The organism is Phyllobacterium sp. A18/5-2, assembly GCF_025452215.1.
GTDB classification, from domain to species: Bacteria; Pseudomonadota; Alphaproteobacteria; order Rhizobiales; family Rhizobiaceae; genus Phyllobacterium; species Phyllobacterium sophorae.
The window spans coordinates 2,782,522-2,808,416 of record NZ_CP104966.1 but is presented as its reverse complement, the minus strand read 5'-3'; the positions used below and the strand labels follow the sequence as shown (position 1 = coordinate 2,808,416).

Sequence of the window (25,895 nt, the reverse complement as noted above, 5' to 3'; positions counted from 1 at the left end):
CATATAAGAGCCAACCGTCGTTACGAGTGGAAATTCCAGGTCCAATGGGGTTCCCCCCACGAAAGCGACAATTACAATTGGGTATCACTTGCGTACAAGGAGTATCGCCTTGTGATGGGAATCGTCCTTGCAATGGAGTGCTTCAGCGTTGCGCCGCTACTTGTCCTTGGCGTTCGCCTTGCCGGTCGCCGAATAATGCGAGCGCTTGTCCTCATACATCAGTAGATCCGCGCGCTTGGCTACAGCTTCCATTTTTTCGCCAATGGTGCTGGTTGCCCATCCGACGGAGATATTCAGCGGTATGTTCGAATAATACTGATTGTTGATTTCAACCAGGCTCCGAATTTCCTCAACCAGGCTCGCCGCACCCAGCTCGTCGATCGAAGGCAGGAGAACAGCAAATTCGTCTCCGCCGATCCGGGCCGCATAGCATGGTGGTTTGACTGCCTCCCCGAGAACTTCCCCTACCCGCCGCAGCAGACCATCGCCGACAGCATGGCCCCATTGATCATTGGTCATTTTCAGTCCGTTCAGATCGAGTATGACAATCGAGACGGGATGAAACTCGCGGCGTTCGAGCCTGTTCAACTCATCGACGTAGAATGCGCGATTGTATAGCTTCGTCAGAACATCGTGCTTGCCGAGATACTCAAGATAGGCTTCGGCCTTTTTGCGGGCCGTGATGTCGGTGAGCGATATCTGCACCAACGCCCAGTCGTCCTGATGGCCCGGCAGGACCGAAAACTGCAGCAGCACATGGCGCTCCGTGCCATCGAGCGCATAATTGACCGTCTCCCGCTGATGAAACAGGTTACCGTTCCACAGGTCGATCAACTGCTCCCGGAAATGTGCGTTCATCTCGTCCCTGAAAATCTCAGGGAGGCGCCGCAACAGGGTGAGCTTGTCCGCCGCGAGAAACAGCTTCAACGTTTCGCGGTTGATGTCGATGACGCGGATTTCGCTGGCACACTGGCGCACGAATTCCGGATGCACATCGGTGAACACCCGAAAATCGGTGATGCCCCGCTCCCGCACTTCATCGAGCAAGCGTTTGATCCGGCTGAAATCCTCTACCCAGAGCGACACCGGAGAGTGCTCGAACAGCCCCTCAGCGTAGCGCTTGCTCTCTACCTGTTCTCGCCGGGCGTCTTCGCGTTCAGTAACGTCCTCGATGGAGATCAGCACTCTTTCCCAGGAGTTTTCATATCCTGGCAGAACCGTACCGCGCAGCTGAATATCCAGCCGCCGTCCCGACAAAGTATAGTTTACGGTATCGCTTGAGAATTCGGTATCGCCATTCCAAAGCGCCGAGAGTTCCTGGATGTGCGACTGGAGCATATCCCCGCGAAAAATCGATCCAAGATTTTGTGTGAGATGATCGACATCGGTGGCCTCGAAAAGAGATAGTGTTCTCTTATTGACCTTGATGACGCGGATGAGGCTGGAGCATTGCTTGATGCGATTTTCATTCTCGCTCAAATAAGCCTTGATATCCGTAATGCCTGACTGCCGCCAGGTATCGAACAGCTTTCGGACCTTGCTGAAATCCTCGAGCCAAAGCGAGATTGGTGCGAGATCGAATGTTTCGACATGGGCTTCGGAGTCTATTGGATCTTGCATTGATTATCGGCGCTCGCAGAGGCTTGGTCATTTGCTGATACAGGACTGCGATACGCCGCGCAACGCAAACGAACCCGGCCATGACGCGCAGCGAGTTTTTGTGCCTAGCGACAGCAACGAACAGCGCCATGTCGAACCTGCTATTTGCCCGAAGGAGCGACCGCAATCGCTTCCACCTCCACACGCATGTGTGGCGCAACAAGCTGCGCGAAGACGGTCGTATTGGCTGGCCGGGCCTCGTAGCAATGCTTTCGGATGATCGGAATAATCCGCTCGAATTCTTCCTGACTTGTAACAAAGATCTGAACCCGGACGAGATCCTTGAGCGTCGCTCCTGCCCTCTCAAGTGCGTTTTCGATGTTGCGAAAGCAGTTTTCGCACTGAGCTTCGACATCTGCGGGAAATTCTTTAGTCTGTGCGTCGAAGCCTGTCGTGCCGGACACAAATATCCAGCCCCCGGCGACGGCCGCACGCGCATACCCCGCCTTCTCCTCGTAAGGCGATCCCGAAAAGATGCGTTCTCCTTGCATGATCCAGACTCCCTTCAATCCACAAAGCCATGGCTGAAAAAGGTATTGCGAAACACCAGGGCGGTGTATCCGCCAGGGCATTTCATCACAGGTGCAGCGTACCGCGAAATACCACGACACCCGAGCCGGAAAGTTCGGGGTCCGGATCCAGTCTTACCTGCAGAAAACTTTGCCGTCCCATCCGGGTACCCTGTTCGATCAACAGTTCGTTGCCATTTGTCAGCAAGCCCATTGAGCCCAAATATGCGCATAACGGTCCTGCCGCTGTCCCGGTTGCGGAATCCTCCCAAAGCCCCTTTGCCGGGTTGAAGAAGCGAGCGTAAGCCATCGTTGGATTGGCAGTTTCGAATGCATAGACATAGCAACCCTCTGCAGAAGCTGGACCAAGTACCTGGATGAGCTTTTCTGCAGAAGGTTCGGCGCGATCAACGGCCTGGCGATCGCGCAAGCGGACCATGAGATGGCTTGCGCCAGTGTCGGCGGCGCGTGGCGCCGGTGAGAGCAAAAGATCGTCAATGGTTAGCCCAAGCGCTTCCGCCAAGGCGTCCAGCGAGCGCAGCGGGGCTGACAGCTTCAGCGGCGATTGCTTCATCCGGCCATGGATGCGGCCACCACGCGTCTCCATCGTGATAGGCAATATGTCGGCGCCAATCTCTTGCCGGAATGTTTTCGGTGTACTCAGATCGCCAAGGTGTCCGGCGTATCCGAGCCATAACCAGGCACCGAGAGCATTGTGCCCAGCACCAAATACCTCCGATCCGCTGGCGGTGAACGACCGAAGCTTCCAGTCGGCACGATCGCTCTGCAGAACAAAGGTTGTTTCCGACTGGTTGAACTCGCGCGCAATGCGGCGAAGTATGCTGTCCTCCAGATGGCCGGCCCCTTCGACCACGGCAAGAGGATTGCCGTTCAACGGAGTGTCGGCGAAAACATCGACCATACCTGAGACAAGATTGACCATGAGTTGCGTGCGCCTTTGTAGGAAATGAGCTGAAGTTACTGATGCATCTGCAGAATATGCTGGTGACATTGGCTTGGCAAAATCGTATTTCTCATGCTTTCGATGAGTTGGATTCATCATGGCTGGATCAGATTTGCCACCTCTGGCGGCTTTGCGGGCCTTCGAGGCCACCGCCCGGCTCAGCAGCTTTAAAGCGGCGGCTGCAGAGCTCTTCGTCACACCCACGGCTATTAGTCATCAGATCCGTCAGCTTGAGGAATATCTGGGAGTACGCGTGCTCGACCGATCACCACGCAATGTAAGTCTCACATCAAAAGGCAGGGAACTATACGAAGCGACCGTGTCGGGATTCTCCGAAATCCGGCAATCCGTCATCCGGCTTCGTGAAATCCAGAATTCGAGGGCATTGACCCTTTCTGCAACCACGGCATTTCTGAGCCATTGGCTGGTCCCGCGCCTCGGTGAAATCCGGCGGGTTCTTCCAGAACTCGACCTCCGCCTGCATGCGTCCGAAACGATCGTGAGGCTGCAGCCGGGCGAGATCGACGTGGCGATACGTTACGGCAAAGGGCCATTCACGGGTGTCGAAACAACTCCGCTCAAGGCTGACGGGTTTGCCCCGCTCTGCAGTCCTGGATTGAACATTGCTGATCTCGAAGACATTCGCCGCGTCGCGCTTATCCATGTCGATGGCCGCACTGCACCGCTGCCGCTGCCGGACTGGCCACGCTGGTGCGCGGAAGCGGGTATCAGTGGCGTGAACACCGCCGCTGGACTGCGCTTCTCCAACAGCATGCACGCCATGCAGGCTGCCATCGCCGGCCAGGGCGTGGCCATCGTCAGTTTGGTAATGGCGGCGGACGCCCTGGCCTCCGGCCTGTTGATCCAGCCTTTCAACCACATCTTGCCTGGCAACACCTATCATTTTGCCTGTGCGCCCGGCATCGGCAGCCACACCGACGTTAACGCTCTTCGCCAATGGTTCCAGACCGAGCTGGAAGCCATGTGAAATGATGGCTAGGTCCTTCGATCTGCCTTCAGAAAGTCGATGAATGCGCGCATCGCGGTCGGGAGTTGCCGGCGGCTCGTATAGTATAGGAAAAACCCGGGGTAGTAGGGGCACCATTGTTCCAAAACCCGTCGTAGACGCCCCTCGGCCATGTGCGTCCGTACCTGCTCCTCAAAAAGATAGGCAAGGCCAGCGCCATTCAGGGCGGCTTCAGCCATGAGATCCTGGTCGCCAAGCGTGAGGGATCCCCCCACCTCGATTTCCAGTTCGATACCGCCCTTCTCAAACTCCCATCGATAGAGCGCTCCGCTCGCGAAGCGGTAGCGGATGCAGGGATGGTGGCTTAGATCCTGTGGCGAGACCGGCTCCGGATGACGCTCAAAATGCTGAGGCGACCCAACGACCGCAAATCTATGCCGCGGTCCAATCGGTACCGCAATCATGTCGGCGGCGATCATTTCACCGAAGCGAACGCCAGCATCGAAACCGGCAGACACCATATCGACCAAAGCATCGTCCACCACCAGCTCCACTTCGACCCCAGGATGGGCCTTCAGGAATCGTGCGACGATCGGCAAGAGGACCAGCTTCGCGGCCGCTCGGGGAGCATTGATGCGTAGCCTGCCGGACGGCTGGCCACGAAATGCGTTCAAATCATCGAGCGCATCCTCAATGTCGAGGAAGGCGGGATTGATACGTCTAAAAAGCTGTTCACCGGCCTCCGTCAGCCCCACGCTCCGCGTCGTGCGGTTGACCAGCCGTATATCCAGGCGTTCTTCAATGGATCGCAAGGAGTGGCTGAGCGCTGACGGCGTGACGCCAAGTTCCACCGCAGCTTTTCTGAAGCTTCGGTGGTGGGCGATGGCCAGGAATATGGCGAGATCAGATGGACCTATCTTACGCATTGATGAGTTTTCCTCACTACCCCATGGAAAACAACGGCGATTATTTCACCTTAATTCATGCGGTAAGTTTCTTCTGCACTCAACAGGGAAAGGAAAAACATCATGCGTGTCTGGTTTATCACAGGGGCTTCGCGCGGCTTTGGCGCGTTGATCGCACAAGAGGCTTTGGACGCAGGGGATGCGGTTGTAGCGACGGCCCGCAACCCCAAGACAGTCAGCGACAAGTTTGGAAATCATCCGAACTTGCTGGCAATTGCGCTCGACGTTACCGATGAAGCTCAAGCCAACGCTGCGGCGGCGCAGGCAATCAAACGCTTCGGCAAGATCGATATACTCCTCAACAATGCGGGTTTCGGCCTCCTCGGAGCCGTCGAGGAAGCAACGGCGGCGGAGATCGAAAAACTTTATGCGACCAACGTCTTTGGTCTGCTCAAGGTGACACGCGCTGTTCTTCCCCATATGCGCCGGGAGCGGTCCGGACATGTCATCAACATATCGTCTATCGGCGGGTACGTCAGCTACCCGGGCTGGGGTGTCTACTGCTCCACGAAGTTTGCCGTCGAGGCGCTTTCGGAAGCCTTGTCGACGGAATTGCAGCCGCTTGGAGTAAAGGTCACAGTGGTTGAACCCGGCTTTTTCCGGACCGATTTCCTCGACGAAAGTTCTCTCTCAATCAGTCCCAGCGCGATCGCTGACTACAAGGATACGCCGGCTGGCATAATGCGAGCTTTCGCGGCCGATCACAATCACGCTCAGCCCGGTGACCCGGCCCGACTGGCGAAGGCGATGATTACGCTGGTAAACGACCCGAATCCTCCGCTTCGCATGCCGTTCGGTTCGGACACAGTCGCGGCGATTGAAACAAAGAACGCCAACGTTGCCAAAGAGGTGGTTGCCTGGCGGGATCTTGCGATCTCGACAGATTTTCCAGCGGACACCGGCGCGACCGGTTAGCCTGGTCAGATTTGAGGTCGGCGTTGTCGAGCCGCCGACCTCAACTTGATGAATTGCGCAAGTGCTTGACGCGGATGCTTACGGGCAAAGCCCCCTAACGAGGGTATCGACGAACATCCTGGCGATCGAGCCGTCGTTGTCCAGCTTCGGATTGAAGATCGTAACGTCAATCCCGACGGCTTTGCCTGAAGCGGCCATAGCCTGAAGTGTCACCGCCAACTCGTCCCACGACAGGCCATCCGGCATGCGATAATCGACCGCAGGCATTATGGCGTCATCGAGCACATCCGCGTCGAGATGCACCCATGCCCCAGAGAGCTCGGGTCGCGACAGGTGGGCGACGGCACGAACGGCTGCATCATTGACGCCCCGGGCCCGAACTGCCGCAAGGTCGATTACGTCAATCGCGGTATCCTCGATACGTTGACTGCCATGTTCCGCAGCCTCCCCGGCGTCACGGCGCCCGAATGCCACCACATCCTCATCACGCACCAACGGCCGCTTTCCCTCCAGATCCGCCACGACAGCGGGCCCACGGCCCGTGGCGAGGGCGAGTTCCATCGAGGCTGCTTCGCCATTGGGTTCGGCCTCGGGCTGATAGAAGTCGGCGTGGCCATCGAGGAACAGCAAACCGTATCGGCCGCTGCGCCTCAGCGCGAGCAGGCAACCGAGCATGATCGAACAATCACCTCCGAGCACAATCGGAAACGCACCCGCGTCGAGTACCGAGCCGACACTGTTTGCCAGCGCAATCGAATAGTCTCTTATGCCCAGCGGATTGAGCAGGAGCGTTTCGGTGTCGCGCCGTTCATCGTAGGGTGGTGGCTGAACCACTCCCGCACGTTGCGCATTCAGCCGCTCGGCGAGACCTGCGCCGAGCATGGCGTCCGGCAATGTCTCAACACCACTCGCAAAGAGGCCCAGCACGGACGGTGCTTCGATGATCGTGAATCGCGAATAGACCATTGGCCTCCCCTATTTCTTCTATCGGCACCGAAGAAGCGGCGGGGTTTCAGATCTGGCGCTGCTTCCGGCCGGCCATTTTGCGGCCCCTGCTCCGGGCGAAACGATGGCGTTGGGACTTGGTTCCCGTTTGGGCGTTTTGCATTCTCGCCAGAGGGGACTAGACTTGCTGTTTCGGAAAGCGTTGCAGGATCGTTCGCCGTCGGGGCCACCGCTACAACGACCAGCCACTTTCCGCCGAGTTTGATGTTGCTTTGGCAAAGCAATGATCGCTCGTGACACCAAATTTGGGGAATCACTGCTCAAGACTTCATTGTCGATCAAGAGGAGAGTTTCATCATGGCAATCTGGCAACCCGATCCTTCATTTTATCCTTCGCCAAGAATGGCGGCCAAGGCGCCGGAAGAAAAGCTGGCCTATGTGGCTGCTTTCGATCCGGACCGTAAAATACCCGACGCAATAGCGGTGGTGGACGTGGACCCGAAGTCCCCTTCCTATTCCACGATCGTCGGCCAGGTCGATATGCCAAACGCTGGCGATGAGCTGCACCATTTCGGCTGGAATGCATGCTCCTCCTGTCTTTGCCCCAACGCGCCGCACCCGCATATGGAACGGCGCTATCTCGTCGTACCGGGTTTGCGGTCGTCAAGGCTGCACATTATCGACATCAAGCCGGACCCTAAAAATCCGAAAATAGTCAAGGTGATTGAGCCTGAAGAGATCGCAGAGAAGGCGGGATATTCCCGATTGCATACCATTCACTGCGGGCCGGAGGGAATATACGTGAATGCACTCGGTAACGCCGATGGCACCGCCCCCGGCGGCATTTTCCTGCTCGATCCCCAAAGCTTCCACGTCCTCGGTCAATGGGAGATGGACCGCGGAACGCAGAAACTCGCTTACGACTTCTGGTGGCATCTAGGGCATGACACAATGGTTACGAGCGAATGGGGAACCCCCGACACGTTCGAGAACGGGCTCGTTCCGGAGATCTTGCTGGGCAGCAAATATGGCCGCAGGTTGCACTTCTGGGACCTCCACAAGCGCAAGCACCTGCAGGAAATCGACTTCGGTGACGAATATCAACTCGTGTTCGAATTGCGCCCGGCACACAATCCCACGAAGGCCTATGGTTTCGTAGGTTGTGTCATCAGCCTTAAGGACCTTTCAGCCTCGATCTGGACCTGGTATCGCGATGGCAATAAATGGGCAGTGAAAAAGGTAATCGAGATACCGGCCGAGCCGGCCGAGCCCGAACTCCTGCCTCCTGTACTGCAAGGTTTCAAGGCCGTTGCGCCACTCGTTACGGACATCGACCTGTCGATGGATGACCGCTTTCTTTATGTTTCCTGCTGGGGCACCGGAGATATAATCCAATACGATGTATCGGACCCGTTCAGTCCAAAGGAGACGGGTAGAGTCCGCATCGGCGGTATCGTTTCCAGGGCAAGCCATGCCGGAGCGAAGAACGGCGCGCTGAACGGCGGCCCGCAGATGGTGGAGATCAGCAGGGATGGAAAACGGGTATACTTTACCAACTCACTCTACGGTGCCATCGATCCGCAATTCTACCCCGAGGGCATTGACGGCTGGATGGTGAAGCTCGATGCAGGCGAGAATGGCGGGATCAAATTCGACGAGAACTTCTTCATCGATTGGCCGAAAGGCCACCGCCCGCATCAGGTGCGTTTGGAGGGAGGCGATTGCTCGTCCGATTCCTACTGTTACCCGTGATGACGCCGGTCCGCACAGCGAATAGTGGCGCATGACGATATCCGTGTCACCATGGCTGGCACTTGTTGGCCTTGGCGCTTTTCATGGCCTCAACCCTGCGATGGGCTGGCTGTTTGCGGTTGCGCTCGGCTTGCATAGACAGAGCCGAAGGATCGTATGGCTGTCCCTGATCCCTATAGCCTTAGGGCACATGATTTCAATTGCTGCCGTTGTGATAGCAGTGGTGTTGCTTGGCCTTATTGTTGACCAGCGCATGCTGGAAGTCGCCGCCGGAGTGGTGCTCCTCGGCTGGGCCGCATACCATGCCACCTATGGCCATCGGCACCGGGTTCGTATCGGCATGACAACCGGCATGATGGGGCTTGGATTCTGGTCGTTCCTGATGGCGACCGCCCATGGGGCGGGTCTTATGCTGGTGCCGGTGGTGATACCGCTATGCCTCACGGCCAGCCCGGGAAAGGAACTGACGACTGCGGGTTCACTGCCGATTGCATTGGCGGCAATCAGCACGCATATGACGGCCATGCTCGTGGTGATCCTGGTGATCGCGACCTGTGTCTATGAATGGTTTGGTCTTTCATTCCTGCGCCGCGGATGGATCAATTTTGACCTCATATGGGTTGCAGCACTCGCCATCATAGGTCTTGTCCTGATCGTTTGACGTCTCGATGCGGACAGCTTCGTAAAGAATAGCGTGGGTAACTGGCGGGGATCCGCTAAGGTTCCCCCGGCCAAGCTTCACAGGTCAAACGCGCCCCTCGTCGACAGCGGTAACCACACTAGCGGCCAATGCACGGGTGATCTTCGATTTCTTCTCGAGTGCTGCGCGGTCCAGCCGCTCGACAATGCGGTTGGCAGTAGAGAGCGATCGTTCGATATGGCTCACCAAAAAGCTGATAACATTGGGGTCCACCGCGACCTGCCGGTCGGCGAAGAGTTTGTAGAGCACTCCGGATAACAGCATATCGTCCGGCTCGCCTATCTCTACGGTCGTTGCCGCCTTCAGGCGCGAAGCGAGGTCCGGAAGGGTGACTGGCCAGTTGGCAGGCCATTTGCGCGACGTCATCAGCAGGCTTGAACCGCTCTGGCGCACAGTGTTGATCAAATGAAACAGGCCCGGTTCGTCAATGGGGCCGCCGCCAATATCGTCGATCAGGAATGGACCCTTTTTCGCCCGATACGGCAGCGATGTTCCGCGCGTCGATGACGATGGCGCCGGCTTCAGCCTTCCAAACTGCTGCGAGATGGGTTTTGCCCGAACCGGTCGGGCCGGCGAGGACCACGACCGGCGATATCCAGCCTGGCCAGCGGTCGACAATATCAACCGCCGCCATGTTGGAAGCCGACACAATGAGGTCATCGCGGGAATAGCCCGGCTCATGGCCGAGATCGAGCGGCAGCTGTCGCGGTGTAAAGGCATTGGTCATGGGCGATGAAATACAGCCAGCAAGCCGGGACTGTCACCTGATTTGTTTCGTCTTATCGCTTTTGCGGTATTCGCCTGTGTAGAGCGGGGATTGCTGATAGCGGTTGATGACAAAACGAACCAGTACGCCGATTGCAGCAGCCGTCGGTACGGCAATGAGCATGCCGGTAAACCCCATGAGCGAGCCAAAGGCGAACAATGCGAACATCAGCCAGACCGGATGCAGACCGACTGAGGAACCCACGAGCTTCGGCTGGAGAATATTGCCTTCGATGAACTGGCCGATACCGAAAGCAATCGCCACGCCGAGGATATGGCCCCATTCCGGCCAGAACTGGACGAGGCCGACCCCGAGGGCCAGAAGCAAACCGATCAGCGAGCCGACATAGGGGATAAAGCTGATCAGCCCAGCAAAAAGGCCAATTAGGAGACCGAAGTTCAGGCCGACGACAGTGAGGCCGACCGCATAAATAACGCCGAGCAGGAGGCAGACAGTGCCTTGGCCGCGGACAAATCCGGCAATGGCCTTGTTCATGTCACGGGCGATAGCACGGACAGTCTGGACATGCTCACGCGGGACGAGGTTGTCGATCTTGGCCACCATACGGTCCCAGTCCAAAAGCATATAAAACGCAACGACCGGGGTGACGACGAAGAGTGCCACCACATCGATCAAGGTCTTGCCCGAACTCCAGATCGATTGCAGCAAAGTGGTGAGGAAGCCTGCCCCCTGCTGCAGGAGTGAATCGAGACTGTTGCGAATGACCGAGGCGTCGACGCCGATAAAATCCTTCAGCCACTGCGAGTCCGGATTGGCGATCAATTCCTGCAGACGTGCGACGTAGCTCGGCAACCGCGCGATGAAATCGCTCATTTGCGAGGCGAGAACCGGCACGAGGATCACCAGCAGCAGTGCAAAGGTGACGATAAACAAGACCAGAATGACGATCGTCGCCAGCAAGCGCGACAGGCCGAGGCGCTCGAGCCTGTCCGCTACCGGATCGAGAAAATAGGCAAGAACGAGACCGGCCACGAACGGCAGGAGGATCGATGAGAAGATGTAAAGAAAAAGAGCGAGGAACGCCATCGCACCGGTCCAGAACACCGCCTGCCGGCGCACGCTTGCGCCGAGAGAACTGACCTGCACGTCGACCTGAATGTCCCGTTCAGGAATTTCGACCGTAACGGGTGCAGACTTGGTGGTACCGACGCTTTTATTCTCGCTCATATCCAGCCATATGTTTTGTCCATGCCACGAGATAGGCAGTCGCGGAAGCTGCGGTCAAGAGGGCAACCGTCCATACCAGTATCGTGCGAATGCCGGTGAGTGAAAAATCGAATGTACTGTCGGCCAGTATGATCGCGACCAGGGTGATCTGAAACGCCGTGTTTACCTTGGACACTCCCAGGGGACGCATTTCCATCGGCTTGCCCATCACCGCCCCGAGAATTACAGCGCCGACGATAAAAATATCGCGCGAAACGACGACGATAACCAGCCAGACAGGCAATTCCTTAAGGACGCCAAGTACTACGAACAGCGAGACAAGCAGGAGTTTGTCGGCAATGGGATCGAGATAGGCTCCAAGTTCGGACTTTTGATCGTAGCGGCGCGCGATGAAGCCATCGACACCATCGGAGACTCCGCAACAATAAAGCCTATCAATGCGGCACCGACGTAGCCCGAGAGCAGCGCCATAACGATGAAGGGAACAAGGATGAAGCGGAAGATCGTGATGTAATTGGGGATTGTCACTCGGTCCGCGATCTCTGGTCATATGTTTGCCTTGCATCTAAATGGAGACAACGAATGGATTGCTCAAGCCCAAACGGCCGGCAAAGTGTCGATAAGTGGCGTTTTCTCGGCCCTTCAGGGACTCAGACCTTGCAGCAGGGGCAGAGTCGTGCCATTTCGCGGTCAACAATCCCGGAGCAGATCATGAGCGTGAAAAGCGAGCCCACCAAAGGTGGCAAGAATAACCTCACCTATGCACAGGCAGGCGTCGATATCGATGCCGGCAATCTGCTGGTCGAAAAGATCAAGCCGATCGTGCGCTCGACGCGCCGTCCGGGCGCCGATGGCGAGATCGGCGGTTTCGGCGGCTTGTTCGACCTGAAGGCTGCCGGCTTTACCGACCCGGTCCTCGTCGCCGCCAATGACGGCGTTGGTACTAAACTCAAGATTGCAATCGATGCCGGCGTACACGACACGGTCGGTATCGATCTCGTCGCCATGTGCGTCAACGACCTGGTCGTACAGGGTGCCGAGCCGCTGTTCTTCCTCGACTATTTCGCTACCGGCAAGCTCGATCCTGATCAGGGCGCGGCCATCGTCAGTGGTATCGCCGAAGGCTGCCTGCAGGCAGGTTGTGCGCTGATCGGTGGCGAAACGGCGGAAATGCCCGGCATGTATCGCGATGGCGATTACGATCTCGCCGGATTTGCCGTGGGAGCGGCCGAACGCAACCAATTGCTCCCTTCCGGCAATATCGCTGAGGGCGACGTCATTCTCGGCCTCGCTTCTTCGGGCGTTCATTCCAACGGCTTTTCCCTGGTACGGCGCATTGTCGAACTCTCCGGACTTGGCTGGGATGCAGATGCGCCTTTCAAGTCGGGTACCACGCTGGGCCAGGCTCTGCTGACCCCGACGCGCATCTATGTGAAGCCGCTGCTGGCAGCCATCCGCGAAACCAAGGCGATCAAGGCGCTTGCGCATATTACCGGCGGCGGTTTCCCCGACAATATTCCCCGCGTGCTGCCGAAGCACCTGACGGCGAGCATCGATCTTTCGGCCATAAAGGTGCCGCCGGTGTTTTCCTGGCTGGCAAAAACCGGCGGGGTCGAACGGGATGAAATGCTGCGCACGTTCAATTGCGGCATTGGCATGATCGCCGTGGTCGCACCGGAAAATGCCGATGCCGTACTCGAAGCGTTGAAAGCGCAGGGTGAAGAGGCCGTGCGCCTCGGCACGATGGTCGCGCGCAGTGATGCGGGTGTGGTCTATCAGGGCACGCTGGCGCTGTGAGCAGTGGAACGCCGAAGAAGCGCGTCGCCGTCCTGATATCGGGGCGCGGCTCGAACATGAGTGCGCTGATCGACGCGGCTCAAGCGGCCGACTACCCGGCAGAGATAGTCGCAGTCATCGCCAACAGGGCAGATGCGGGCGGACTTGAAACAGCGCGGGCGCAGGGCATTCCGGCCCAAGCCATTGCGCATCGCGACTACCCTTCCAAACAGGCGCATGAAGCGGCGGTTTCGAAGGCACTGCAGGCGGCGAAGGCCGACATCATCTGCCTCGCAGGCTATATGCGCATCATCTCGCCGGAATTCGTGCGTGAATGGGAAGGCCGGATGATTAATATCCACCCTTCGCTGCTGCCACTCTTCAGAGGCCTTCACACGCATGAACAGGCGCTGGAGGCCGGGGTGCGCGTGCATGGCTGCACGGTGCATTTCGTGACTGCAGGGATGGATGAGGGCCCGATCATCGCCCAGACCGCTGTGCCCGTGAACACTGGTGATACGCCCGAAATGCTTGCCGAGCGGGTACTGTCGGTCGAGCACGACACCTATGCCCGCGCGCTGGCAATGGTGGCAACCGGCACGGCGGTGATGAAGGATGGCCGGACGGTTTTCAGCGATTAATGGACAGGAGGACGGTGACTACGCGGCGTCTTGCTTGTTTTTCGGTGCACGCACCAAAGTCAATCGGAGGCCAAGCGCTTCGGCGACTTTAGTAATCGTCGCAAGTTCCGGATTGCCCTCACCGCTCAAGGCTTTGTAGAGCGCCTGACGTGTGAGACCGGTCTTGTGGGCAAGCTCGGTAATGCCTCTTGCACGAGCTATTGCCCCCAACGCACGCGCGATCTCTGAAGATGTCCCGTCTTCGCAGACCGCCAGCAAATATTCCTCGATCATTTCTTCCGAGTCTAGAAGCTGAGCCGCATCGTAGGGACTTAGCTTTATCAAGATCGTATCTCCTTCAAATCACGCGCCATTGCCTTCGCTTTTCTAATGTCCCTGCTCTGCGTGCTCTTGTCGCCACCGCATAACAGAATAATCAAAATGCCACCTTGCTTGGTGAAGTAGAGCCGATAACCTGGTCCGCAATCAATGCGCATCTCTCCGACATCCTCACCAAGAAGTTTGTAATCGCCGAAATTTCCATCAGCCAGCCGGTCCAGCCGCGACATTATTCTTGCCCGCGCTCGCAGATCCTGCAAACCCTCAATCCAGTTTAAAAATGTATCTGTCTTTTCAATTGAATAATTCAAAAATGTAAACCACAGTTGTCATAATGTCCAGACCATGAAAATTCATATGAAATATCGTATCGCCGAAATCAGTCCGCCGCCAACCTCACCCAGACCTTGTTGTCATGGAAGGCGGCGCCGCCATTGGGTGCGGGAGAATCGGCACCGGTCAGCACATTGATGCCCTCGCCGCGCTCGAATGCTGAATTGGCGAAGATGCCTTCGGAAATGACCACACCGCGCTTCGTCACGGCCTGCACACGTGCATGGACCACGACCTCGCCGCGATCATTGCCAATTTCGACGCGCGCACCGTCTTCGATGCCAAGCTCGCGCGCATCATCCGGATGGATCAGCAGTTCGGGGCGCCTTTCCTTGACAACCGATGTCGGGGTTTCGGAGAAGGTCGAGTTGAGGAAATTGTGCGCCGGCGATGTGGCCAAGCGGAACGGATGCTTCTCATCCGCTACCTCGATTGCCTGCCAGTAGTCCGGCCATTGCGGCAGGGTGTCATATGGCCCCTGCAAACCCATCGATTGCGGCGGGCGGTTCGGCGGCGCTCCGCCGGTCCAGTCCGGCTTGAAGCGGAACTTGCCGTCGGGCCAACTGAAGCCTTTTTCGTAGTGTGCGGTTTCAAAGTCGGGCTGGATATCCAGCCAGCGCGCTTCTTTCAATGCATCGAACCCGGGCAAATTGCTGGCGGCCATCATGTTGTCGATCAGCGTCCTGGCGTCGAGATCGAAGCCGGGGAAATCACCAACGCCAAGGCGTTTTGCCAGTTCGTTGATGACGTAGAGGTTCGGCTGCGTTTCGCCGGGACCATCGATGAGCTTGGGACCGAGGACGATATGCTGCTGGCCCCCGCCGCGATAAATATCGTCATGTTCCATGAACATGGTGGCCGGCAGGACGACATCGGCGAGTTTCGCCGTGTCGGTCATGAACTGCTCGTGGACGGCCATGAACAGGTCTTCACGCAGCATGCCCTTTTTGACCAGGCGCTGCTCCGGCGCGACGTTGGCAGGGTTGGTATTCTGCACGAGCATCGCCATGACAGGCGGCCCACCATAGAGCGCAGCCGGATCGCCGGTGAGCGCGGCACCGATCTTGCACTGATCGATGTGGCGAACTGTAGGATCGGCGAATGCCCGGCCCTCGATCTCCCGCTTGTCCATGCGGAAAATGCCGGAATTTGAATGGAACCCGCCGCCGCCTTCATATTTCCAGGCACCCGTGACAGCTGGAATGCACAAGGCGGCATGCATGTTCACCGCGCCATTGCGCTGACGGGCGAAGCCATAGCCGAGACGGAAAAAAGTCTTCTTGGTGGTTCCGACCAAGCGGGCAAATTCTTCGATTTCGCCAACGGACAGGCCGGTGATGGCCGCAGCCCATTCCGGCGTGCGTTCCTTCAGATGCTGTTCCAGCCCCTTCGGATCGTCGGTATGGCTATTCAGATAGTCCCAATCGGCTAGCCCATCACGGAACAGAACGTGCATGACCGCGCAGGCAAATGCACCGTCGGTTCCGGGCTTGAGCACCAGTCCGAGATCCGCCTGCCGGACAGTGGCCGTCTCGTAGATATCGATGGCCACAATCCTGGCGCCACGATCCTTGCGGGCGCGGACGGCATGGGTCATGACGTTGACCTGTGTCGCCGCTGCATTGGTGCCCCAGATGACGACGCAATCGGACTTCGCCATTTCGCGCGGATCCACGCCGCCGAGCTTGCCTGTGCCTGCGAAGAAACCAGACCACGCGAGGTTTGTGCAAATGCTGTCGAACTGGTTGGAATATTTCTTGGCGTGACGCAGCCGATGAATGGAATCACGCTGCACAAGGCCCATCGTGCCCGCATAGTAATAGGGCCAAATGCTCTCGGAGCCGTACTCAGCCTCTGCTTTCAGGAACCGCTCGGCGATCAGATCAAGCGCTGCCTCCCAGCTCGCATCTTTCCAGATGCCTTCACCCTTGGCGCCGCCGCGAACCACAGGCTTCAGCAGGCGATCGGGATGGTGGATGCGCTCCGCATAGCGCGCAACCTTGGCGCAGATCACGCCTGCCGTGTAGGTGTTTTCCTTCGCGCCGCGGACGCGGCCGATATGGCCCGTGTCGAGCACTTCGACGTCGAGCGCGCAGGTCGACGGGCAATCGTGGGGACAGGCCGAGTGGCCGGTGCGTAGAAGGACAGCTTTGTTCATTCTGTATGCATAGCGCAAAAGCACGGGGCGGCAAAAGGGGACAAATGTTTCCGTGACAAGGTTTCGTTGGTCTGCGAGACGCTACTTGACGCCACGCTCGCATCTTGATAGTTAAGCAATCACTTTAGTATTGACCGGAGGAATTGTAATGTCACTCAAGTTGTATTTTCATCCGCTATCCTCGTTCTGTATGAAGGTGCTGACCGCACTCTATGAGAAAGACCTTCCCTTTGAGAAGGATGTCGTTGATTTTATGGACCCGGTGGCCAGCGCGAGTTTCAGCGAGATCTGGCCGATCCGGCAATTTCCGGTATTGCGTGATGAAGCGCGCGGCAAGACGATTCCCGAATCCAGTCTGATCATCGAATATCTGGACCAGCATTATCCCGGAAAAGTGCAGATGCTGCCGGCGGACCCCGAATTGGCGTTCAGGGCACGGCAACTCGACCGCTTCTTCGACCTGCACGTGCAGGTACCGATGCAAAAGATCGTCACCGACAATTTCCGCCCGGAAGGCCAGAATGACACGTTTGGTGTCGAAGAGTGCAAGAAGAAGCTGGCGGTTGCCTATGGTATTCTGGATAAGGAGCTTGAGAACATGACCTGGGCGACAGGCGATCATTACACGATCGCGGACTGTGCAGCCTCACCGGCGCTATTCTATGCCAATTTATCGGTGCCGCTCGGAGCCGAGTATCCCAATGTTTCGCGTTATCTGGACCGGCTGATGAACCGCCCCTCTTTCGCTCGCGCCGTCGAAGAAGCGCAGCCATATCTTCACTTGCGGCCAGAATAGATCAGGCGAGCCTCATCACGGCAGCGCCCGCTGCGATCAATCCCACGGCAGCCAGGCGCTTTGGGCCGACGCTTTCATTGAGGATGAAGGCCGAAATTGCGACAGCGAAAAGGATCGACGTTTCGCGCAAAGCCGCCACGGCTGCGACCGGCGCCATGGTCATGGCCCATAGTGCCAGACCATAGGAGCCGAGGGTTCCGACGCCGCCGATGGTTGCAAGGCGGGTGCGTTTGACGAAATGCGGCCAGAGCTCACCCCTGCGCATCACTGTTGTCCAGACAAACAGCGGCACGGCATTCAATACGAAAACCCACATTGTATAAGCTGCGGGCGCGCCTGAATGGCGTACGCCAACGCCGTCGATGAGCGTGTAGGAGGCAATCACGACAGCATTGATCAGGGCGAACATTGTAGCGGTTCGATTTGATCCCGCCCGGCGGCGCGATTCCAGCGCCAGCGCCAGCACACCGCCGCATATCAATGCAATTCCCGCCCATTTCTGCAAGGAAAGCACTTCGCCGATCAAAGGTCCGCTGGCGATGGCAACGATCAGTGGGGCGGTGCCGCGCATAATCGGATATGCCTGGCTCATGTCGCCACTGCGATAGGCAGCAGCCACGAGCACAAGATAGACGACCTGGGCGGCGCCGGACGCTGCAAGGAACGGCCAGCTTTCGCGTGCCGGCGCCGGCAGGAAGGGCAGGCAAATCGCGGCGATCAGTCCGGCAGAGGTCACGACCACCACGGTGTTGAGGAATTTGTCGCCCTCAGATTTGACGACGGCATTCCAGCTCGCATGCATGAGCGCAGCAAAAAGCACAACGAGGACGACGGTTCCGGACATTGATAACCCCAGCACGCCAGCCAGTTGCGCGTGACCAGCTTTGCTCTATGACAGATTTGTGTCTGTCGGCAAATTCGTTAATTGGAAGCTTAACATCAACGATTCTAATGGGACGATGGTTCGTGCGCTTGCGACCGAGCGAACATCGTGAAACAAGCGGCCATGAACTATCGCCACGCCTATCATGCCGGCAATTTCGCCGATGTGGTCAAACACATCATACTGACGCGGATTGTCCTTTATCTGCAACGCAAGGACCAGGCCTTTCGCGTCATAGACACGCATGCCGGTATCGGCCGCTATGATCTGCACGGGGTCGAGGCGGGCAAGACCAATGAGTGGCAAAGCGGCGTCGGGCGGCTGCTCGACGCCAAGGCCGATGCAAAGGTTGCAGAGCTGATCCAACCCTATCTCGACATTGTTCGCGCTGAAAACGCCGACGGCACGATGCGTCACTATCCAGGTTCACCGCTGATCGTGCGGCATCTCCTGCGCCGCCAGGACCGGCTTTCGGCGCTTGAATTGCATCCACGAGACGCGCAATTGCTGGCCGACGTCTTCGAGGGCGACATTCAGGTCCGCGTGACCAAGCTCGATGGATGGCTGGCGCTCGGTGCCCATCTGCCGCCGAAAGAAAAGCGCGGCCTTGTGCTCGTCGATCCGCCGTTCGAGGTGGCAGGCGAATTTGAGCGGCTCGTCGACGGGCTTGTTCGGGCGCACAAGCGTTTTTCCGGCGGCACATTTGCGCTGTGGTATCCGGTGAAGGACCGGCAGGAAGTCCGGCGGTTCGTTACGGCGTTGCAGGAAACCGGAATCCCCAAGATTTTGCGCGCGGAGTTGATGATTCGCGATCCATCGCCCGAACCGAAGCTGGATGGCACCGGCATGATTATCGTCAATCCACCCTATACGCTCGATGATGAACTGCGCACGATCCTCCCTGCGTTGTCGAAAATCCTCAGTGACGGAAAGAATTCAGGTTTCACGCTCGATTGGATTCGCGGGGAGCAAGTTGGTGCTTGACCGAAAGCAACTGCTGGTCGAGATTGGCGTTACGAAGACATTTCACGGAGAGTGATCCATGGCACGCGTATCATCCCTTCTTGCTGCAAGCTTCGCCGTCGGCGTCGCATTGTCTTTGGGTGCCCCAGCGAGGGCTGCCGATTATGTCGAAAGCGGCCCGGGTTATGATGACACGTGCGGGCAAGCACACGTGCTGAACCGCATCGTCAACAAGTTCTCCTATCAGGTGACGCATGTTCCTGGTCTTCCGCAGGTCGCAATCCGGGATTTCAGCGATGTGCGCCAAAGTCGTTTTGAGCCGAGCCGAGATCCTGAACTGGCTGCAGTGGCCCGTCACTATTGCCGTGCGACAGCCCACCTTTCCGATGGCGATCAACGCCCGGTCTGGTATCTGGTCGAAGAGGGCCAGGGCTTTGTCGGCATCGGCAACAATGTCGAATTCTGCGTGGCCGGGTTTGATCGCTGGCACGTCTACAATGGCAATTGCCGTACCTTGTACTGATTTTGATAGAGCATGCCGATTGGAAAGCTGGCCCGCTACGCCCTGTTCGCGGCCCTGATTGGCATAACGATACTTACCTATCTGCGAGAACAGAAGCAGCCACAGGGCAGAATTCCCGAGCCAATCGCGACATCGGGACGGCAAACTGATCGTTCCCCGCCTTCAGTTGTTCCTGTAGGGTCAGGCTTCGATTACTATGTCCTCGCCCTTTCCTGGTCACCGAGCTATTGCGCGGCGGAAGGTCCCCGTGCCAACCGCCAACAATGCGCGCCCGACCGGCGCTATGGGTTTGTGGTGCACGGGCTCTGGCCACAATACGAGCGCGGCTATCCGCAAGATTGCGATACGTCGCAGCCGCGCGACGTTCCGTTCGCTCAGGCCAAGCAGCTATCCGACATTATGCCATCGACCGGACTTGTCATTCACGAATGGCGCAAGCATGGTTCCTGCACAGGTTTGAGCCAGAAGGACTATTTTTCGGTAATTCGCAGGGCGGTCGAGCGTGTTTCAGTACCCCCGCCCTATCGCCAGCCAACGTCGCGGGGGCCGGTCAATCCACTTGTACTCGAACAGGCATTCATTGCCGCCAATCCAGGCCTTGGAACAGATGGAGTAGCCGTGACTTGCGACAGCGAATATCTGCGCGAGGTGCGCGTGTGCCTGACAAAGGAGCTGAATTTCCGTTCTTGCCCCGAGGTCGAACGTTCAACATGCAGGCGGCGATCCGTGGAAATGCCCGCAACACCATAGAACGCTGCGCTTTGCGAAACGCGGACTCGGGTTTACGGTTCGACACCGAATCGCCAATTACTGGAGCGTCGTCGTGACGAAAGTTTTTTATTCTCCCGCCTCACCCTACAGCACGAAGGTCCGCATGGCCGCACTTTATGCGGGTGTCCCTGTCGAGATCCGTGCTGGTCGACAGCAACGCCGAACCGGCTGAACTGATCAACGCCAACCCGCTGGGCAAGATCCCGACGCTCATTCTCGATGATGGCAAGGCGATCTTCGACAGCCGGGTGATAACGCAATATCTGAACCGCTTGTCCGGCAACAAGATTTTCCCGCGCAACGCAGAAAAGCGCCTCGAAGCCGAACAGCTGGAATCGATCGCCGATGGGCTCTGCGATGTCCTGCTGGCGCATGTCTATGAGCGCCGTTTTCATCCGGAGGAAAAGATCCATCAGCCATGGCTCGATCGCCAATGGGGCAAGGCAATCCGCGTGCTTGACCAACTGAACGCTGCGCCGCCACGCCTCAGCAAGAAGATCCATGGCGGCCATATCGCGCTGGCTGCCGCCCTCGCCTATGCGAGCCTGCGGTTTGAAGGCAAATGGGAAAAGGGCCGCTCCAAGTTGAAGCGCTGGCAGAAACGCTTCGATGAATTGCATCCAGAGCTGGCCGCGCTGCTGCCAAAATAACTTCCGGCAATAAAAAAGCCGGGCAGTTTCCCGCCCGGCTTTTTTCCGAAGTACGCTCGATTTAGAACTTGTAGCCAACACCAACACGAACTTCGTTCGTGGTCAGCTTGCTCGAAACGTCGTCCAAACCTCCCAGATCGTAGTCCTTGCGGCCGTAATCGCTGTAGCGATATTCAACGCGTCCAACGATGTTCTGGGTGATCTTGGCTTCCGCACCGGCACCGGCCGTCCAGCCGATATGGGTGTTGGAATCACTGCCAGTCGCTGACTCGAGCTTGCTGTTCGTCACAGCGAGACCGCCGGTGCCGTAAAGCAGAACCGGGTTGAGATCGATACCGGCGCGAGCACGAACCGAACCTTCTACACCCTGCTTGGCCTTGATGCCATTGCTGGTATCGTCGCCACCCGAATAGCCGAGATCCGCTTCACCACCATAGACGAACTGGCCGTTCTGGAAGTTGTAACCACCGTAGGCGCCGCCTTTGAGACCGTCTGCATTGATGTTGCCTTCATCGGTCTTGTGCTTGTTCCAGCCGTAGCCACCATAGGCACCGAGGTAAGCGCCGGACCAATCAGAGACGGGTGCTTCAACGACTGCTTCCGGAGCCGGAGCCTGTTCGACAACGGCGTCAGCAGCAAGAACCGGGGCGGAGAGCGTCAGAATAGCCACTGAGGCGAGGATAGTTGTTTTAAGAGTGCGCATGGGCAATCTCCTTTTTTAGAACTCTTTTACACGGAGCGGGCACTGGTCGGGGGGGAAAACCATTGATCTGCGTCCGCTTAACGAGACGGACATTCGCCCCGCATTGTGGCGGCACTTGCTCCGGAGTGTGAAAAGAAGCCGACGAGAAGATGGCGGAAATGCGATGTGTTTTTTATGCAACAATCAGAATTCATCAATGATTTCAATACTATATAAATACTCCTATAAAATAAAATTTTATCGATATTTGAGTAGAATCTGTTCGACAGTCACTCGATATTGCAACGCAATATAGCATACTTAATGGATACTTAATTTCGACACTCGTCTTGAGGCGCGCTTTGAAATTCTCATGCTATACGGCGTCAGCTGACCGAAAAGGCAATCGGCATGGACGATCCACTGCAGCTGTTCATTGCTGACCTTTCACCCTCGCGCTTTCAATCCGCCATCCTTATATTCGTGGCTGAATCGCAGCATAAGGAAGAACCAACTTGAAGTCTGACCAAACCGTTGTCCTAGTAACCGGCGGTGCGAAGCGGATCGGCAAGGCAATTGTCGAAGATCTCGTTGCGCATGGGTTCGCCGTTGCGATTCATTGCAACCATTCGCGCGATGAGGGCGAAGAACTCTTGACAGATATTTACGCGGCGGGGGGCACAGCGTGTGTCGTCCAGGCCGATCTTGCCGACAGCGATGCCGTGCGCCGGCTTGTCGGTGACGCGAAAGACCAGCTTGGGCCGGTCCAATTGCTGGTCAACAACGCCTCCGCCTTTCGGGAAGATGGAATCGGCAATCTGGCCGACGACGCGGTCTGGGACAGGCATTTTGCCGTGCACGTCAAGGCGCCGGTGCTCCTCGCCGATGCGATGGCCTCCGCCCTGCCCGCCGGCAAGGATGGTCTGGTTGTCAATATCATCGATTACCGCGTATGGAAGCTTACGCCCAAATTCATGTCATACACGTTGTCGAAATCGGCTCTCTGGACAGCAACACAGACGCTTGCACAGGCACTTGCGCCGCGCATCCGCGTGAATGCTATTGGCCCAGGGCCAACCCTGCCGAGCCCTAGGCAGAGTCCAACGGATTTCAACCGCCAAGTGAGTGGGCTTTTGTTGAAACACGGGCCAGATCTGTCAGAATTCGGCCGTACAATCCGCTATCTCTGGGAGACGCGCTCGATAACCGGGCAAATGATTGCGCTCGATGGCGGACAACATCTCGCGTGGGAAACGCCGGATGTATCAGGAATTCCAGAATGAGTGAACCGGCAAATCAATCCCCAAATCCAACGCAGCTTCTTTCCGATGGTGTGAAAGAGGACGATATCGATATCGCGGTCGAGGATGACGAAGATGAGCCAGTCGAGGAAAGCAGCGAACCTGTGCGGGACGTTGCGGCGCTGATCAGCGCCATCGAGTGGGATTCTACCGTCGTAAGCGATGGCACTAGCGGCGCGGACGTCATTGCCGCCCTGGTGAAGCGGTTGCCGAACAAGCCGGGCGTCTACCGGATGTTCAATGAAGCCGGGGACGTGCTCTATGTCGGCAAGGCACATAGCCTGAAGAAGCGTGTGTCCAACTATGCGCGTGGCCAGGGTCACAACAACCGTATCGCCCGGATGATCCGCGAAACCATGAAAATGGAGTTCGTTGTCACCCGTACGGAAACGGAAGCGCTGCTCCTGGAAGCAGATCTGATCAAGCGTTTACGGCCACGTTTTAATGTGTTGATGCGGGATGACAAATCCTTCCCCTACATTCTGCTGACCGCTCCGAAACAGACTGACAGGAGGCTGGCGCCCGGAATTTTCAAGCATCGAGGCGCGCGCTCGAGCAAGGGTGATTATTTCGGTCCCTTCGCCTCAGCCGGCGCCGTGGGCCGTACGATCAATGCGCTGCAACGGGCTTTCCTGCTGCGCACCTGCACGGATTCATTCTATGAGAACCGGACGCGCCCTTGCCTGCTCTACCAGATCAAGCGCTGCTCCGGACCGTGCACCGGCGAGATCAGCGATGCGGATTATGACGAACTGGTCAGCGAGACCAAGGCGTTTCTCTCCGGCAAGAGCCAGGCAGTAAAGACGCATCTTTCCGATGCGATGCGCGAAGCTTCGGCGGAGCTGGATTTCGAGCGCGCCGCCGTATACCGCGACCGGCTCTCGGCGCTCTCGCATGTGCAAGCCCACTCCGGCATCAATCCGCAATCAGTGGAGGAAGCCGATGTCTTCGCCATCTATCAGGACGGCGGCGTTACCTGCATTCAGGTGTTTTTCTTCCGCACCGGCCAGAACTGGGGCAACCGCGCCTATTATCCGAAGGCGGATTCATCGCTTTCCGGTGCGGAGGTTCTCGGCGCGTTCCTGTCGCAGTTCTATGACGACAAGCCCTGCCCGGCCCTGATCCTGCTTTCCGAGACAGTTGAAGACCAGGAACTGCTTGGCGTGGCGCTGACAGCCAAATCCGGCCGCAAGGTCACAATCAGCGTTCCGCAGCGTGGCGAGAAAAAGGATCTGGTCGAGCATGCGCTGAGCAATGCGCGCGAGGCCCTGGGACGCCAGCTCGCGGAAACCTCATCGCAATCCCGGCTGCTCAAGGGCGTCGCAGAGACCTTCGGGCTCGAAAAAGACGCCGCGGCGCATCGAGGTTTACGACAATTCCCACATCATGGGTACGAACGCCATTGGCGCGATGATTGTGGCAGGACCAGAGGGCTTCGTTAAAAACCAGTATCGCAAGTTCAATATCCGCTCGACCGAAATCACACCGGGCGACGATTTCGGCATGATGCGCGAGGTTATCGAGCGGCGCTTCAGCCGGCTGGTTAAAGAGCATGGCACGCCGGAGACGAAGGACGCACCGGCGGAGGATATTGAAATCGATGAATTCGACGACGATTCAGACGCTTTTCCAGCCTGGCCCGACATTATCCTGATCGACGGCGGCCAGGGACAGATGAGCGCCGTACGCGGGATCTTGCAGGAGATGGGCATTGCCGACAAGGTAACAGCCATCGGCGTCGCCAAAGGCGTGGACCGCGATGCGGGGCGCGAGCGCCTCTTCATGGAGGGCAAGCCGTCATTCACCCTTCCGCCGCGTGATCCGGTTCTGTATTTCCTGCAGCGACTGCGCGATGAAGCGCATCGCTTTGCCATTGGCACGCACCGGGCGAAGCGCAAGAAGGAAATGGTCAAGAATCCGCTTGATGAAATCGCTGGAATCGGCCCTTCGCGCAAGCGGGCCTTGCTGCATCAATTCGGCACGGCCAAGGCGGTTTCACGGGCTGCTGTCGAAGATTTGATGAAGGTGGACGGTATATCTGAAGCGATGGCGATTACAATTCGCGACCATTTCCGGACATAGCGTCTCATCCCGACATAATTGCGCCGGACTCCCCATTGATGAGCTTGACGTATCGCGGTCGAACCCCTTTGATCGGCACTGATTTGAATGGTTGGAAACATGTCCAGAAACAACGCCTACTCGCTGCCAGAATCTCCTGACGTATGCACGTATTATTGCTGTACCGCTGGTGGTCCTCTGCTTCTTCCTGGAGGGTCGCCTGCAATCGAGCGATGCGGCGCGCTGGGGCGCCCTCGTGATATTCCTCATTGCCAGCATCACTGATTTCTTTGACGGCTATCTCGCGCGCATCTGGCAGCAGACATCCACGATCGGCCGCATGCTGGATCCTATAGCCGACAAACTGCTGGTATCGGCCTGTCTGTTGCTTCTGGCAGCCGACGGAACAATCGCCGGCTGGACGCTCTGGGCCGCGATCATCATCCTTTGCCGTGAAATTCTGGTTTCGGGCCTGCGTGAATATCTTGCGGAGCTCAAGGTCAGCGTGCCGGTGAGCAGACTTGCCAAATGGAAAACCACCATCCAGATGGTAGCCATCGCCTTTCTGCTGGCAGGACCTGCCGGCGACAAGATCGTGCCGATCATTACAATCTTCGGCATCATTCTGTTGTGGATTGCCGCCTTGATTACGCTGTACACTGGCTGGGACTATTTCCGGGCCGGATTGAAACACGTCGTTGACTGAAAC

The 25,895-nt window shown here is 57.5% G+C and carries 22 protein-coding genes and 5 pseudogenes; 14 read left to right on the top strand and 13 right to left on the bottom strand.

What is annotated here, in order from left to right:
• Positions 1 to 156: 156 nt before the first annotated feature.
• From N8E89_RS13995 to N8E89_RS13985, 3 genes are all read right to left on the bottom strand, one after another.
• The gene (locus N8E89_RS13995; RefSeq protein WP_262260258.1) at positions 157 to 1,620 is read right to left on the bottom strand and encodes a sensor domain-containing diguanylate cyclase; all 1,464 of its coding nucleotides are present in this window, start codon (positions 1,618 to 1,620) and stop codon (positions 157 to 159) included.
• A 140-nt stretch (positions 1,621 to 1,760) separates the two neighbouring features.
• Positions 1,761 to 2,150, bottom strand: coding sequence for a RidA family protein (locus N8E89_RS13990; RefSeq protein ID WP_112760821.1), 390 nt, complete (start codon positions 2,148 to 2,150; stop codon positions 1,761 to 1,763).
• A gap of 85 nt (positions 2,151 to 2,235) precedes the next feature.
• Positions 2,236 to 3,111 (bottom strand): PhzF family protein, encoded by an 876-nt coding sequence (locus N8E89_RS13985; protein WP_106664836.1) that lies wholly within the window; start codon positions 3,109 to 3,111, stop codon positions 2,236 to 2,238.
• A 118-nt stretch (positions 3,112 to 3,229) separates the two neighbouring features.
• On the opposite strand from N8E89_RS13985, the gene N8E89_RS13980 reads away from it, so the two are divergent.
• Positions 3,230 to 4,120 (top strand): LysR substrate-binding domain-containing protein, encoded by an 891-nt coding sequence (locus tag N8E89_RS13980; protein ID WP_112760822.1) that lies wholly within the window; start codon positions 3,230 to 3,232, stop codon positions 4,118 to 4,120.
• Between the two features lie 8 nt (positions 4,121 to 4,128).
• Here N8E89_RS13980 and N8E89_RS13975 read toward each other — a convergent pair whose 3' ends face one another.
• Entirely contained in the window at positions 4,129 to 5,025 is an 897-nt protein-coding gene (locus N8E89_RS13975; RefSeq protein ID WP_106664832.1) for a LysR family transcriptional regulator, read from the bottom strand.
• A gap of 102 nt (positions 5,026 to 5,127) precedes the next feature.
• On the opposite strand from N8E89_RS13975, the gene N8E89_RS13970 reads away from it, so the two are divergent.
• Positions 5,128 to 5,979 (top strand): oxidoreductase, encoded by an 852-nt coding sequence (locus tag N8E89_RS13970; protein WP_112760823.1) that lies wholly within the window; start codon positions 5,128 to 5,130, stop codon positions 5,977 to 5,979.
• A 78-nt stretch (positions 5,980 to 6,057) separates the two neighbouring features.
• On the opposite strand, the gene N8E89_RS13965 is transcribed toward N8E89_RS13970, so the two are convergent.
• A complete protein-coding gene (locus N8E89_RS13965; protein WP_112760824.1) occupies positions 6,058 to 6,945 on the bottom strand; it encodes an arginase family protein in 888 nt (295 codons plus the stop codon).
• 336 nt (positions 6,946 to 7,281) lie between these two features.
• Between N8E89_RS13965 and N8E89_RS13960 the strand changes: the two genes are divergently transcribed.
• Together N8E89_RS13960 and N8E89_RS13955 are read left to right on the top strand one after the other, a co-directional pair.
• Positions 7,282 to 8,676 (top strand): selenium-binding family protein, encoded by a 1,395-nt coding sequence (locus N8E89_RS13960; RefSeq protein WP_112760825.1) that lies wholly within the window; start codon positions 7,282 to 7,284, stop codon positions 8,674 to 8,676.
• A gap of 31 nt (positions 8,677 to 8,707) precedes the next feature.
• Positions 8,708 to 9,337, top strand: a complete 630-nt coding sequence (locus N8E89_RS13955) for a hypothetical protein (protein ID WP_112760826.1) — start codon at positions 8,708 to 8,710, stop codon at positions 9,335 to 9,337.
• 84 nt (positions 9,338 to 9,421) lie between these two features.
• Here the strand turns inward: N8E89_RS13955 and hdaA are convergent.
• From hdaA to N8E89_RS13940, 3 genes and pseudogenes are all read right to left on the bottom strand, one after another.
• A pseudogene (gene hdaA / locus N8E89_RS13950) lies at positions 9,422 to 10,103 on the bottom strand (DnaA regulatory inactivator HdaA).
• Positions 10,104 to 10,136: 33 nt separating this feature from the next.
• Complete coding sequence (locus tag N8E89_RS13945) at positions 10,137 to 11,189, bottom strand: AI-2E family transporter (protein WP_410010376.1); 1,053 nt, start codon at positions 11,187 to 11,189, stop codon at positions 10,137 to 10,139.
• A 127-nt stretch (positions 11,190 to 11,316) separates the two neighbouring features.
• Positions 11,317 to 11,801 (bottom strand): annotated as a pseudogene (locus N8E89_RS13940) (CDP-alcohol phosphatidyltransferase family protein).
• Positions 11,802 to 12,041: 240 nt separating this feature from the next.
• Between N8E89_RS13940 and purM the strand changes: the two are divergent.
• A complete protein-coding gene (purM, locus tag N8E89_RS13935) occupies positions 12,042 to 13,127 on the top strand; it encodes a phosphoribosylformylglycinamidine cyclo-ligase (protein WP_112760828.1) in 1,086 nt (361 codons plus the stop codon).
• A 56-nt stretch (positions 13,128 to 13,183) separates the two neighbouring features.
• Positions 13,184 to 13,747: a phosphoribosylglycinamide formyltransferase gene (purN, locus tag N8E89_RS13930; RefSeq protein ID WP_106664995.1), complete on the top strand. Its 564-nt coding sequence runs from the start codon at positions 13,184 to 13,186 to the stop codon at positions 13,745 to 13,747.
• 18 nt (positions 13,748 to 13,765) lie between these two features.
• Here the strand turns inward: purN and N8E89_RS13925 are convergent, their stop codons facing one another.
• The 3 genes from N8E89_RS13925 to N8E89_RS13915 all read right to left on the bottom strand — a co-directional run bounded on the left by N8E89_RS13925 (position 13,766) and on the right by N8E89_RS13915 (position 16,556).
• The gene (locus N8E89_RS13925; RefSeq protein ID WP_245448832.1) at positions 13,766 to 14,020 is read right to left on the bottom strand and encodes an addiction module antidote protein; all 255 of its coding nucleotides are present in this window, start codon (positions 14,018 to 14,020) and stop codon (positions 13,766 to 13,768) included.
• 47 nt (positions 14,021 to 14,067) lie between these two features.
• Positions 14,068 to 14,376 (bottom strand): type II toxin-antitoxin system RelE/ParE family toxin, encoded by a 309-nt coding sequence (locus N8E89_RS13920; RefSeq protein ID WP_106664813.1) that lies wholly within the window; start codon positions 14,374 to 14,376, stop codon positions 14,068 to 14,070.
• A 68-nt stretch (positions 14,377 to 14,444) separates the two neighbouring features.
• Positions 14,445 to 16,556, bottom strand: a complete 2,112-nt coding sequence (locus N8E89_RS13915; RefSeq protein WP_262260249.1) for a molybdopterin oxidoreductase family protein — start codon at positions 16,554 to 16,556, stop codon at positions 14,445 to 14,447.
• A gap of 148 nt (positions 16,557 to 16,704) precedes the next feature.
• Here N8E89_RS13915 and N8E89_RS13910 point away from each other — a divergent pair, with 148 nt between their 5' ends.
• Positions 16,705 to 17,352: a glutathione S-transferase family protein gene (locus tag N8E89_RS13910; RefSeq protein WP_106664811.1), complete on the top strand. Its 648-nt coding sequence runs from the start codon at positions 16,705 to 16,707 to the stop codon at positions 17,350 to 17,352.
• Between the two features lies 1 nt (position 17,353).
• Here the strand turns inward: N8E89_RS13910 and N8E89_RS13905 are convergent, their stop codons facing one another.
• A complete protein-coding gene (locus N8E89_RS13905) occupies positions 17,354 to 18,196 on the bottom strand; it encodes an EamA family transporter (protein WP_262260247.1) in 843 nt (280 codons plus the stop codon).
• 162 nt (positions 18,197 to 18,358) lie between these two features.
• On the opposite strand from N8E89_RS13905, the gene N8E89_RS13900 reads away from it, so the two are divergent.
• The 4 genes and pseudogenes from N8E89_RS13900 (at position 18,359) to N8E89_RS13885 (ending at position 21,142) form a co-directional block, all read left to right on the top strand.
• Positions 18,359 to 19,219 (top strand): 23S rRNA (adenine(2030)-N(6))-methyltransferase RlmJ, encoded by an 861-nt coding sequence (locus tag N8E89_RS13900; protein WP_106664807.1) that lies wholly within the window; start codon positions 18,359 to 18,361, stop codon positions 19,217 to 19,219.
• A 58-nt stretch (positions 19,220 to 19,277) separates the two neighbouring features.
• Positions 19,278 to 19,721, top strand: coding sequence for a hypothetical protein (locus tag N8E89_RS13895; protein ID WP_106664805.1), 444 nt, complete (start codon positions 19,278 to 19,280; stop codon positions 19,719 to 19,721).
• 12 nt (positions 19,722 to 19,733) lie between these two features.
• Complete coding sequence (locus N8E89_RS13890) at positions 19,734 to 20,471, top strand: ribonuclease T2 family protein (RefSeq protein WP_112760829.1); 738 nt, start codon at positions 19,734 to 19,736, stop codon at positions 20,469 to 20,471.
• Between the two features lie 73 nt (positions 20,472 to 20,544).
• Positions 20,545 to 21,142: pseudogene (locus N8E89_RS13885) on the top strand (glutathione S-transferase N-terminal domain-containing protein).
• Between the two features lie 61 nt (positions 21,143 to 21,203).
• On the opposite strand, the gene N8E89_RS13880 reads toward N8E89_RS13885, so the two are convergent.
• Positions 21,204 to 21,845, bottom strand: coding sequence for an outer membrane protein (locus tag N8E89_RS13880; RefSeq protein ID WP_106664799.1), 642 nt, complete (start codon positions 21,843 to 21,845; stop codon positions 21,204 to 21,206).
• A gap of 494 nt (positions 21,846 to 22,339) precedes the next feature.
• Here N8E89_RS13880 and N8E89_RS13875 point away from each other — a divergent pair, with 494 nt between their 5' ends.
• The 3 genes and pseudogenes from N8E89_RS13875 (at position 22,340) to pgsA (ending at position 25,892) form a co-directional block, all read left to right on the top strand.
• Positions 22,340 to 23,107 (top strand): SDR family oxidoreductase, encoded by a 768-nt coding sequence (locus N8E89_RS13875; RefSeq protein ID WP_112760830.1) that lies wholly within the window; start codon positions 22,340 to 22,342, stop codon positions 23,105 to 23,107.
• Positions 23,104 to 25,207 (top strand): annotated as a pseudogene (gene uvrC / locus N8E89_RS13870) (excinuclease ABC subunit UvrC). The gene N8E89_RS13875 and the pseudogene uvrC overlap by 4 nt, the downstream one beginning before the upstream one ends.
• 99 nt (positions 25,208 to 25,306) lie before the next feature.
• A pseudogene (gene pgsA, locus N8E89_RS13865) lies at positions 25,307 to 25,892 on the top strand (CDP-diacylglycerol--glycerol-3-phosphate 3-phosphatidyltransferase).
• The last annotated feature ends 3 nt before the right edge of the window (positions 25,893 to 25,895 follow it).